This is a genomic window from uncultured Sphingomonas sp. (assembly GCF_964237335.1).
Classification (GTDB): Bacteria; Pseudomonadota; Alphaproteobacteria; order Sphingomonadales; family Sphingomonadaceae; genus Sphingomonas.
Window position 1 is genome coordinate 38121 of record NZ_CAXSHM010000024.1, and the last position, 11500, is coordinate 49620.

10 protein-coding genes are annotated in these 11500 nt (G+C 70.3%); 3 read left to right on the forward strand and 7 right to left on the reverse strand.

What is annotated here, in order from left to right; translation table 11 throughout:
• Positions 1-12: 12 nt before the first annotated feature.
• A complete protein-coding gene (locus ACFE65_RS12345) occupies positions 13-1161 on the reverse strand; it encodes an AAA family ATPase (protein ID WP_375382659.1) in 1149 nt (382 codons plus the stop codon).
• Positions 1162-1291: 130 nt separating this feature from the next.
• Here ACFE65_RS12345 and ACFE65_RS12350 point away from each other — a divergent pair, with 130 nt between their 5' ends.
• Genes ACFE65_RS12350 through ACFE65_RS12360 form a run of 3 tightly spaced genes read left to right on the forward strand, consistent with a single transcriptional unit; the run spans position 1292 to position 3107 of the window.
• On the forward strand, positions 1292-1609 hold the full coding sequence (locus ACFE65_RS12350) for an antibiotic biosynthesis monooxygenase family protein (protein ID WP_375382660.1): 318 nt from the start codon (positions 1292-1294) through the stop codon (positions 1607-1609).
• The gene (locus ACFE65_RS12355) at positions 1606-2049 is read left to right on the forward strand and encodes a carotenoid oxygenase family protein (RefSeq protein WP_375382661.1); all 444 of its coding nucleotides are present in this window, start codon (positions 1606-1608) and stop codon (positions 2047-2049) included. The genes ACFE65_RS12350 and ACFE65_RS12355 overlap by 4 nt, the downstream gene beginning before the upstream one ends.
• Positions 2043-3107, forward strand: a complete 1065-nt coding sequence (locus ACFE65_RS12360) for a carotenoid oxygenase family protein (protein WP_375382662.1) — start codon at positions 2043-2045, stop codon at positions 3105-3107. The genes ACFE65_RS12355 and ACFE65_RS12360 overlap by 7 nt, the downstream gene beginning before the upstream one ends.
• A gap of 25 nt (positions 3108-3132) precedes the next feature.
• On the opposite strand, the gene ACFE65_RS12365 is transcribed toward ACFE65_RS12360, so the two are convergent.
• From ACFE65_RS12365 to ACFE65_RS12390, 6 genes are all read right to left on the reverse strand, one after another.
• Complete coding sequence (locus tag ACFE65_RS12365; RefSeq protein ID WP_375382663.1) at positions 3133-4161, reverse strand: patatin-like phospholipase family protein; 1029 nt, start codon at positions 4159-4161, stop codon at positions 3133-3135.
• 2 nt (positions 4162-4163) lie between these two features.
• Positions 4164-5147: an SDR family oxidoreductase gene (locus tag ACFE65_RS12370; protein ID WP_375382664.1), complete on the reverse strand. Its 984-nt coding sequence runs from the start codon at positions 5145-5147 to the stop codon at positions 4164-4166.
• 317 nt (positions 5148-5464) lie between these two features.
• Complete coding sequence (locus ACFE65_RS12375; RefSeq protein WP_375382665.1) at positions 5465-7492, reverse strand: transferrin receptor-like dimerization domain-containing protein; 2028 nt, start codon at positions 7490-7492, stop codon at positions 5465-5467.
• Positions 7493-8386: 894 nt separating this feature from the next.
• Positions 8387-9634, reverse strand: a complete 1248-nt coding sequence (locus ACFE65_RS12380; protein WP_375382666.1) for an adenosylmethionine--8-amino-7-oxononanoate transaminase — start codon at positions 9632-9634, stop codon at positions 8387-8389.
• The gene (gene bioD, locus ACFE65_RS12385) at positions 9631-10254 is read right to left on the reverse strand and encodes a dethiobiotin synthase (RefSeq protein ID WP_375382667.1); all 624 of its coding nucleotides are present in this window, start codon (positions 10252-10254) and stop codon (positions 9631-9633) included. Before bioD ends, ACFE65_RS12380 begins: the two co-directional genes overlap by 4 nt.
• A complete protein-coding gene (locus ACFE65_RS12390) occupies positions 10251-11369 on the reverse strand; it encodes an 8-amino-7-oxononanoate synthase (protein WP_375382670.1) in 1119 nt (372 codons plus the stop codon). Before ACFE65_RS12390 ends, bioD begins: the two co-directional genes overlap by 4 nt.
• Positions 11370-11500: the final 131 nt, after the last annotated feature.

Genomic DNA, 11500 nt, shown 5'->3' on the forward strand with positions numbered 1-11500 from the left:
CCCAAGGTCGCGTCAGCGCGACGGCCACGCCCAGCCCGATGCTGCCGATCCATCGACGATCGTCTCGCCGAGCTGCTTTTCGAGCGACACCAACGTCGTCGCTGCTTGCCCGGCCAAGGCATCCACCAACGGTCGTGCATGGGAGACGACGATGATCTGGCACCGCTCGGCCGCCTTGAGCATCAGCCGGGCGAGCGGGGCCAGGAGGTCGGGGTGCAGGCTCGCCTCGGGCTCGTTCAGGATCATCAGCTCGGGCGGTCGCGGCGAGAGCAGCGCCGCGGCGAGCAGGATGTAGCGCAGCGTTCCGTCCGACAGCTCGGCCGCGGCAAGCGGACGCAGCAGGCCGTATTGGCGCATCTCGACCTCGAACTGCTCGCCCACGCCCAAGGTCGCGCCGTCGAACGCATCCGCCATCGTGGCCGCCAGCGTCCTCGCGTCGCCCACTTCCCGAATGGTCTGTATCGCAGCGCCGATATCCGAGCCGTCGCCGCTCAGCACCGGCGTGTAGGTGCCGATCTGCGCCCGGCGCGCGGGCGCGTCACGGTCGGTGCGCAGATCGTCGTAGAAGCGCCAGCCGCGCATCCGCTCGCGCAGCATCAGCAACTCGAACCCATCGCCGCCGTCGGCGCGATAGGTCATGATGCTGTCGAGCGGCGACAGGCCGGCGCTGCTCTCACGCCACGTGCCCGACGCGCGGTCGCGCAGGCGCGTGCCGGGCCCGCGCCGCTCCGCGATGACGCTCGCGCGCCCGTACATCTCGCCTACCCAGACCGCCTCGACCTTGATCTCGGGGTCGCTCGCGAAGCGGGAGGACGAGGGCACCGGCAGGCCCAGATCGATGGCATAACCGTAATCCTCCGAGCCGAACCCCAGTTTCAGGCTGACGGGCTTGGTCCGCAGCGTGCCCTGCACGGGCTGCGCGCCGCTCTTCATGTCGCGACTGAACTTCTCCGGGCCGGCCCAGAGCGTCGAGGACAGGCCGCCCTCGGCGGCGAGCGAGGCGACGATCCGGCCCTGCGCGACGTCGCAGAGCAGGCGAAGCGCGCGGTACAGGCTCGACTTGCCGCTGCCGTTCGCGCCGGTCACGACCGTGAGCCCGCCGAGGTCGATGACGACGTCGCGCAGCGATCGGTAGCCGGAGATGGCGAGCCGGTTGATCAAGCCCCCTCCCTATAGCTCCCCGCCGCCTCGACCAACTGCCCAGCCGTTTGGCGCCGCGTCACCATCGCCCTGGTATCCCGCCGCCTCCGCACCACCTTGGGTCGTGTACCGGACCGAGGATCACGCGCCCATGTTCATCGCCATGAACCGCTTCCAGGTCATCCCCGATGAGGCGGAGGCGTTCGAGCAGGTCTGGCTGTCGCGCGACTCGCATCTGGCGGGCGTGCCCGGCTTCGTCGAGTTCCATATGCTGCGCGGGCCCGCGGCCGACGACCACGTCCTCTACTCCTCCCATACCATCTGGCGAACGCGCGAGGATTTCGAAGGCTGGACGAGGTCGGAGGCCTTCCGCGCCGCGCATCGCGGCGCCGGCGACCACAAGCCTCTGTACCTCGGGCCGCCCCGCTTCGAGGGCTTCGACGTCATCCAGACGGTCTCGCCGTCGTGACGGCCACCAAGCGCCCGGCGATGGCTGCCCGAGTCGAGCAGGCGATCGACACCGTCGTCGGCGCGGTCGCCTCGCCGATCGTCAGCGGCATCGCCGCGTTCAACAAGCGCCGGCTGCCGACCCGCGATGCGCCGCATCCCTTGCTGACCGGCATCCACGAGCCGATGACGGAGGAGCTGACGCTCACCGACCTCGCGGTCGACGGCACCATCCCGCCCGAGCTCGACGGCCGCTACGTGCGGATCGGTCCCAACCCCGCCGCCGCCGACCCGCGATCCTATCACTTCTTCACCGGTGACGGCATGCTGCACGGCATCCGCCTCCAGGGCGGCCAGGCCCATTGGTATCGCAACCGCTGGATCCGCTCGACCGAGGTCGCCGCCGCGAGGCACGTCCCGGCCCCCGGCATATCTTCGACACCGTCAACACCAGCGTGCTAAACCACGCCGGCAGCGGCTGGGCGCTGGTCGAGGCGGGCAGCACGCCAGTGCGCTTCGACGAGCATCTGGAGACGCAGCGGTACGACGATTTCGGCGGCACCCTGCCTGGCTCGTTCACCGCCCACCCGCGTCGCGATCCGGAGACCGGCGAACTCCACGCCCTGTGCTACGAGGCGACCGACCCCAAGCGGGTCCGCTACAACGTCGTCGACGTCGCCGGACGGGTACAGCGATCGGTGGTGATCCCGGTGTCGCACGGCCCGCTGATCCACGATTGCGCGATCACGCAGCGCTTCGTGATCGTCATGGACCTGCCGCTGACCCTGTCGATGCGCACGGTGCTGGCGGGGCACGGCTTCCCCTATCGCTGGAACGAGAAGCATCCTGCCCGGATCGGGCTGCTACCGCGCGACGGCGAGGCGGAGGACATCGCGTGGTTCTCGATCGACCCCTGCTTCGTGTTCCACACCGCCAACGCCTATGATCTGCCGGACGGGCGCGTGGTGGTCGACGTCGTCGCCTATGATCGCATGTTCGCCGGCGACAACAACGCGCCCGACGAGCTGCCGCGCGGGCTGGAGCGCTGGACGATCGATCCCGCGACCGGCACGGTGGACCAGCGCGCGATCGATCCTGCACCGCAGGAGCTGCCGACGGTCGACGAGCGCCGCACCGGCCTGCCCTATCGCCATGCCTATGCGCTCGGCCTTCCAGACCAGTTGACCGATACGCTGGTCGGCGAGGCGCCGCTCATCAAGCATGATCTGGAGCGCGGGACGCGGCAGTTGCACGAGTTCGGGCCGGGCAGCATTGCGGGCGAGTTCGTGTTCGTGCCGCGTTCGGCGGATGCGGACGAGGACGACGGCTGGCTGCTGGGGTTCGTCATCGACGCCGCCGGCGATGGTACGGCGTTGGAGATACTGGATGCGAGGCGTGTCGAGGCGCCGCCCGTCGCGTCCGTCCGCATCCCGCACCGCATCCCGCCCGGCATCCATGGCGCGTGGCTGCGATCGGCGACGCCGGCCGGCGGTTCGGCGGTCGACGCGAGTACCGCCTGAGCCACGAGCGTCCTGCGGCTGCGGCCTATTCCATCTCGACGACGTTCAGGCCCGCGTCGCCGATCGGCAGCGATCCTGCCTCCAGGCGGGCAATCACGCGCGTCGCCGACGCGTGGCCGGCGGCCCAGCGCTGCTCGATCGTGGCGCCCGAGAAGTCGAGCGCCTTGCCCGCGACCTCCATCGCCTGATCGGCATAGGGCAGCCGCACCAGCGCGATCCCGACGTCGTCCTTGCCCGCGTGCGCGCCCTGCCAGCGTGCGATCGTGCGCCGCGACTGGGCGGCGAAGATCAGGTCCTGCATGCGGCTCGCCGTCTCCCCCAGCGTCCGCGGCAGCGCCTGGGCAAGCGGGAGGAGATCGACCGCGAGACACAGCACCGGCCGCGGCGTTGCGGCCCCAAGAACGGGATCGAGCGGCAGGTTGGCGGAGATGCCGCCATCGATCAGCCAGCGGTCGTCGATCTCGACCGGCGGGAACACCACCGGCAGCGCGGCGCTGGCGCGGATGTGACGGGCATCGATGCGCGTGTCGCGGCTGTCGAAGGCGACATCGTCACCGGTGGCCAGATCGACCGCCGTGGCGGTGAAGCGGCACCGTCCGCCGTTGAGCTCGTCGAAGTCGACCGATTGTGCGAGCGTGGTGGAAAGCTGCCCGGTGTCGAACAACGCCCGCCTGTCGTCAGTCCAGGGCGAGAGCGACGACAGCAGCGGCCCGAAGATGCCGGAGCGACCGGTCGCCAACGTCCAGGTGGCGGCACCGGTCCGGCGCGTGATCTCCGCCGCGGACGGAAACCAGGCGCTCCCGGGCTGTCCGAACCCATGGCTTTGCGGCCGCCAGAAGGTGCGAAGCGTCTCGATCCTGCGCTCGGGCACCGATCCGGCGATCAGCGCGCCGTTGATCGCGCCGATCGAGGCACCGACGATCCAGTCGGGCTGGAGATCGTGCTCGTGCAGCGCCTGGTACACGCCCGCCTGGAAGGCGCCGAGCGCGTTGCCGCCGCTCAGCACCAGCACGACGTCGAAGTCCCGGTGCGCGGCGACGCCGCTGGCGGCCATCGTCAGCGTCCCTTCGCGAGCCGCCTGCCGACCGCCAGCATCGTGCCGGCGCCGATCAACCCGATCGTGAACAGCCCCTGCGGCAGTTTCTGGAGCTGGAGCGCTACGCTCGACGTGCGCGCATGCACCTGCTGGCTGCCGCGCAGCGCGTCGGCGCGTGGCTCGTAGAGGTTGTCGCGCCGCGCGGGATCGCCCGCGTCGTTAGGCTTTTGCTGGGCGCGCGTGCCGACCGCCTCCATCACCGCGTCGGCGAGCCGCGGCGCGGCCTGCGAGAACAGCGAGGACAACAGCCCGCCGCCGCCGGCATACAGCGTCCGCCGCGGATTGGCGCAGGCGAACAGGACGGCGTCGGCTACGACCTCCGGCGCGTAAAGCGGTGGCGGCAGGCGCGGCGGCTGGTCCATGAAGTTGCGGGCGTGTTCCGGGAAAGGCGTGTCGATCGCTCCGGGCTTGACCAGCGTGACGGATATACCCGCGCCGTCCCGCTCCAGCTCCATGCGGAGCGTGTCGGTGAGCGCCTGGACCGCGTGCTTGGTGGCGCAATACGGCCCCTGCTGAAGGATCGCGCGATCGCCCAGGATCGATCCCACATTGACGATCGCGCCGCCGCCCCGTGCGCGCAGGTGATGGGCGGCCGCCAGCGAGCCGTGCAGCACGCCGAAATAATTGACGTCGAACACGCGGCGATGGTCCGCGACCGGCACCTGTTCGAGCGTGCCGTAGGTGCCCGTGCCGGCATTGTTGACCCAGCTGTCGAACCCGCCAAACGCCGCCACCGCCGCCTCGGCGATGCGCTCCACCGCCGCCGCATCGCTCACATCCGCCACGCAGGTGGCGATCCGCGCGCCCTTGGCCGACAAGCGGACGCGCAGGGCATCAAGCGCCGCCTCGTTGCGCGCGACCGCGACCACCGCTGCGCCGCGGTGCGTCGCCTGCTCGACGATCGCGAGGCCATTGCCGCTGGTAGCGCCGGTGACGACGATCACCTGCTAGTCGAGCGGCTTCAATCGATGGGCCATGGGAAATCCTTTCCAGGTGGTCTCGATCACGCTGGGTGACATGAACCCGACAACGTCCCGGAGGAGCGGAAATCTCCGCGATCATCCGCCCGGGCGACGACAGCGTCGCCTCGCTCCTACTCGGTCAGTACGATGCCACCGGGCGGCTCGACCATGTCGGCTTCGCCTCAGGCATCGCGGCCGGCGAGCGTCGTGCGCTCCTCGCCATCCTCGCGCCGCTGATCGAGGCGCCCGGCTTCACCGGCAAGGCGCCCGGCGGCCCGAGCCTGCCGCGCCCCCTCACGTCAGGGCGCGGTGGCCTTGGTCAGCGCCACGGCAGCGTCGAGCCGGGCGGCATAGGCGTTCAGCACCGCGGCGGTTCGCGCCACATAGGTAGCGGCATCGGCGAAGCGCCGCTGCTCGATCCCCTCGCGGATGCCGGGCAGCGTCTTCGCGCCGTAACCGGTCAGCGTGCCGGGCGCATAGATCAGGTTCCGGTACCACGGCCGACCCGGCAGGCCCGCGGGATCGAGCAGCAACTGATCGATCGATCGCAGGTCCGCCTCCACCGCCGCGCGGGTCGCGGGCGGCAGCGTCGCCGCGCGCTCCAGCGCGGCGTCGGCGGCGCGGGCGGAGCGCGTGAGCCGGTCGGCGGCGTCCTCCAGCGCGAGCGTGTCGAGCAGCGGCGTCACGCCCTTGTCCTCGGGCGCCACCGTCGGGTCTTCCGCAAGGCTTGCGAGCTTGAACACACCGTCGCGCCTCAGGTCGCCGAGCTGCCGGTCCTTGTCGCGCTGATCGACAGCGAGCTTCTTCACCTCGGCGACGTAGCGCGATACGGTGACGGCGAAGTCTCCATAGCGTGCCGGCACGCGCTCGCCGTCCGCGGCGCGCAGCACGATCCGGCCGACGAGCTTCGACAGCGCCGCGCCATAGACCAGTCCGGGATCGTCGAAGCGCGTCACGTGGGTGAAGGTGTCATAGGCCGAATGGTACGAGCCGGCGCCCGCGCCCTCGCCGCCGAAGCCCAGGTTGAGCGACGCGATGCCCAGATGCTGGAGGAACGCCGAATAGTCCGAACCCGAACCGAGCGCGCCGACCGGCATGTCATCGCCGGCACGGGCGGCTTCGAGTACCGCAACTTCGGGTGCGCGTCCGCCCGCACCGACATAGGCGCCGGCACGCGTCTCCGCGCGTAGCCGGTCGAGCACCGACATGCCGGTCTGCGGATCGGTGACGTCGCGTGCGGCCGCGTTGACGAAATGCTGGAGGTCGTGGCTTCCCTCCGCGCCCAGGAAGCCGCGCCCGTTCTCGTCGGTGTTCACGTAGAGCACGGCGTGTCGCGCAAGCTCGTCCGCGTGCGTTTCGACCCATTCGGTCGAGCCGAGCAGCCCCGGCTCCTCGCCGTCCCAGCTTGCGTAGATGATCGTCCGGTCGGGTCGCCAGCCGGTGCGGGCGAGCTCGCCGAGCGCCTTGGCCTCGCTCATCAGCGCGACCTGACCGGTCAGCGGATCGGCCGCGCCGAACACCCAGCCGTCGTGATGGTTGCCGCGCACGATCCACTCGTCGGGCAGGGTTTTGCCGCGCATGGTCGCGATCACGTCGTAGATGGGCTTCATCGACCAGTCGGACTTGACCGCCAGGTGGACGCGCACCGCATCGGTGCCGCCCCAGTGATAGGCAAACGGCAGCGCGCCGCGCGCACGGCCATGGACGACGGGGCCTTCGAGCCCGGCCATGATCTTCTGCGCGTCGGCATAGGAGATGGGCAGCGCCGGGATCTTCAGGATGGTGGTCGCCTGCGCGCGGGTCAGCCGCTTCGCGTCCGCGGTCGCACCGACGCCCGGGGTCAACGGATCGCCCGGATAGGTGATCATGTCCTGCACCGATCCGCGCTGCACGCCCGCCGCCGGCCGGCCGCCGCCGCGCGGATAGGGATCGCGATCGGCATAGCCGTCGTCGGCCGGGTCGGAATAGATCAGGCAGCCGACCGCGCCATGCTCCTGCGCCAGCTTGGGCTTCAGCCCGCGCCAACCGCCGCCGTAGCGCGCCAGCACGATCTTGCCGCGCACGTCGATCCCGCGGGCGGCGAGCGCGTCGTAATCCTCGGGCATGCCATAGTCGACGTAGACGACCGCCGCGGTGACGTCCCCGTCGCCCTGATAGGCGACATAGGGCGGCAGCGCGCCCGAAAGGTCCGCCGTGCTGGGATCGCCCGGCACCGCGGGCTCCTGCCCGCCGAGCGCGATCCGCGAAGGCGCGACGAGTTCGAGCACGGTGCTGATCGGCGTCGGATACAGCACGCTGAACGTCTCGATGTGGGCGTCCCAACCCATTTGCGGAACAGCGCGAGCTCCATCTCGGCGTTGGCGCGGTCGTGCGGGCTGCCGACATGATTGGGAGCCGAACTCATCGTCCGCAGCCAGTCGAGCTGGTCCGCACTGCTGATCGACTGGTCGAAGCGCGCCTCCAGCGCCTTCTGATCGGCCGCGCCGGCGGCCGACTGCGCCTGGACGGCCGTCGCGAGCGCGAGCGAGGCAACGGCGGACAGCAGCTTCAGCTTCATGACACCCGGTTCCCCCCGTTATAGCGCCGAGCTTAGGCGGTACGTGCCTGGTATCGCAAGACCGGTCGACGCGGGTTGCGCCACGGGTCGACTCGAACCGTTTCGCCGCCGGCCAAACGGTCCTCAAGTAAAAGCGACACCCGCCATGTTTCCTGGTTCCCTCAGGAACGATTGAGAAAAACACCGGCACCTTGATGTATCGACTTCACGCTCAGGCGGTCCGGAGCGCCCGCGAAAGGCACGCGGCTGGGCATCTGCGCCGGTCCGAGGCGCCGGCACCAGTATGTGCTCGCCATACCGACGCGGCCTATGGTCACGGCGCTCGATGGAGCCGGACGAGTTGCGCACGAGCGACTTGACGTGATCGTCGAGCGCCGGGCCATGGAAGTCGATGAGGTCGGCACCGATCAGGGTGATCCGCACATGGTCGGTGCGAGCCTATCGACGCGACCCACGACGACGGACCGGATCTTCGGCTACTGCCGGACGCGCGTCACGATCGGAGCGGCGGCGGATAGGGCGGGCATGTCGAGCGGCTTGCCGTCCGCCCGGTCGGCCATCCAGTCGGCGATCAGTGGAACGCGGGCTACGATCAAGACTGATGCCTTTGGATGCTAAGCATGCCACACTCGCCTGCGACTATCACGGATCGCAAACGCCCAGGTCACGCCAATCCGGCAGCATCGGCGACACGCTCATAGACGAGCGCGAGGTCACGATCGTCCATACAGTAAGGCGGCATGACGTAGATCGTGTTTCCCAGCGGGCGGATCAGCAGGTCATGATCGCGGAAGAAGGCGAGCAGGCGCGGGGCGAGGTCCGAGAGATACCCGCCGGCGTCGCCGAGTTCGACGGCGGTGATCGTCCCGAGCGCGCGGGCATTGCGGACGTTCGGCAGCGCGGCGATCGCCGCGAGCTGCTCCCGCTGCCGCGCCGCCAGGCTCCGCACCCGGTCGAGCACCGGCTCTTCGCGCCAGATCGCGAGGTTGGCGGCGGCGGCCGCGCAGGCCAGCGGATTGGCGGTGTAGCTGGACGAGTGGAAGAACATCCGCGCGCGGTCCGATGAGCAGTGCGCCGCGAAGATCGGTTCGGTCGCCATCGTCACCGCCAGCGGGACCGCGCCTCCGGTCAGCCCCTTGGACAGGCACAGGATGTCGGGGACGATCCCCGCCTGCTCGCAGGCGAGCAGCGTGCCGGTCCGGCCCCATGCGGTCATCACCTCGTCAGCGATGAACAGCACGTCGTGCGCGGCGCAGATACGGCGCATCTCGGCCAGCGTGTCGGCGGAATAGATCAGCATCCCGCCCGCGCCGAGGATCAGCGGCTCGACGATGAACGCCGCCGCGCCTTCCCGGCAGGAGGTCTCCAGCGCATCGAGCGTCGCCTGCGCCTGTCCGGCGTAGGGGAAGGGGATGGTGCCGACGTCGAACAACAACGGCTCGTAGGCGGCGTTGAACGCGCAACGCTCGCCGACCGACATCGCCCCGATCGTGTCGCCATGATAGCTGTTCTCCATCACCAGCAGGCGGTGGCGAGGCTCGCCGCGATTGCGCCAATAGCCGAGCGCCATCTTGAGCGCGACTTCGACACTGGTCGATCCGGAGTCGGAGAAGAACACGCGGGTCAACGCGTCGGGCATGATCGCGCGCAGCCCGCGCGCGACCGTCTCCGCCGGCTCGTGCGTCCAGCCCGCGAAGATGATCTGGTCCAGCCTGGCCGCCTGATCCGCGATCGCCGCCATGATGCGGGGGTGGCCGTGGCCGTGCGTCGTCACCCACCAGGACGAGATCGCGTCGATCACCCGGCGACCATCGGCGGTGAACAGCGCCGCGCCCTCGGCCCGGATGACGAGCGGGATCGGCTCGCCCAATCCGTGCTGGGTGAAGGGGTGCCAGATCGACGACCCGCTCATCGGAAGTCCTGAAGATCGAACCCGGCGGCGAACGCGGCGGCGAGCGTCGCCGGGGTGAGCGGCGACAGTTGGGGCAGGCGGCCAAGCCGGCGCACGCCGCCCAGCCGGGCGATCGTCGCTTCGCTGTCCTCCGCCGCCTCGCCGACGAACGCGACGCCGAGCACCGCCACGCCGCGCGCGCGCAACGCCTCGATCGAGAGCAGGCTGTGGTTGATCGTCCCCAACGACGTGCGCGCGACCAGCACCACCGGCGCGCGCCATCGCGCGAACAGGTCCGCGAAGAGCAGGTCATCGGTGATCGGCACCAGCGTGCCGCCTGCGCCTTCCACAACCAGGGCACCGGCGACCGACGGCAGCGCGAGCCGCGCCGGATCGATCGTCACGCCGTCGAGCGCGGCCGCGCGGTGCGGCGAGCAGGGCGTCGTCAGACGATATGCCTCGGGCAGCAGTCGGGCGGAGTCGAGTCCGGCCAGCGCGGCCACGGTCTCGCGGTCGCTGCCGTCGTCGAGCCCCGCCTGCACCGGTTTCCAGTAGCTCGCGCCGAGCGCGTGGGTCAGCGCGGCGGCGAACACCGTCTTGCCGATCTCGGTATCGGTGCCGGTGACCACGATCGTGCTCATCGCAGCGCCGTCCTCATCGCATCCGCCAGTGCCTCGATCTCAGCCTCGCTCGCGTTGAGCGTCAGCGACAGTCGTAGTCGCGCGGTGCCCGCCGGGACCGTCGGCGGCCGGATGCCGCGCACGTCGAAGCCGGCGCGCTGGAGCGAAGCCGCGACTCGCATCGTCGCCGCGTCCTCGCCGATGACGAGCGGCAGGATCTGCGAGCCGGTGGCTGCGACGCCGCAAGGCGCGAGCATCCGCTCGGCGGTCGCGACCCGTCGCCACAGCCGTGCACGGCGCTCGGGCTCGTCGGCGAGGCAGCGGAGGCTCTCGCGCACCGCGCTCGCCATCAGCGGCGAAGGAGCGGTGGAGAAGATGAACGCGCGCGCGCGGTTGACGAGGACGTCGCGGATGACCGCCGGCCCGCACAGCAATGCGCCCTCTGCACCGAGCGCCTTCCCGCACGTGTGGAGCGTGACGACCGCTTCGCGCCCATGGAGCGCCCCGGCGAGTCCGCGCCCCGCATCGCCGAACACGCCGGTCGCGTGAGCCTCGTCGATGACGAGGAACGCTTCGTGTCGACCGGCGATCTCGGCGAGGTCCGCCAGCGGCGCGCGGTCGCCGTCCATGCCGTACAGGCTCTCGACCGCGATCCAGACCCGCCCGGTGCCGCCCGACCGCCGCCAGCGGATGATCGCATCATCGAACGCGCCGGCGTCGTTGTGCGGCGCGGGCTCGCATTCGGCGCGGCCGAGCCGCATCCCGTCATGCGCGCTTGCATGGATGAGCGCATCGTACACGACCAGGTCGCCGCGCCGAGGCAGCGCCGAGAACAGCGCCAGGTTCGCCGCATAGCCGCTCGACAGGAACAGCGCCGTCTCCGCGCCGAAGAAGCGCGCCGCCTCCGCCTCTAGCGCCGCGTGCTCGGGATCATTACCCCGGAGCAGGCGCGATCCGCCCGACCCGATCGCCACGCCTCGCGCGAGCGCGGCGGCGACCGCATCGCGGAGGCGATCCGACGAGGCCAGCGCCAGATAGTCGTTGGAGGCGAAGTCCACCCCTGCGCGAGGAACCAGCCGCCGGAGCCTATCGCGATCAGCCAGCCCCGCGAGATCGGCACGATGAGGTGTCAGCAGCGACTGTCTAAGGTCTCCGACGGTTGTAAGCGCTGGCGCCCCCGGGCCTGTTGCAGATGCGTTGCTCACCAAACTGTTATTCCAGTTCCAGGATCGTCTGATCGACCGCCAGGCTGTCGCCTGTCTTGGCG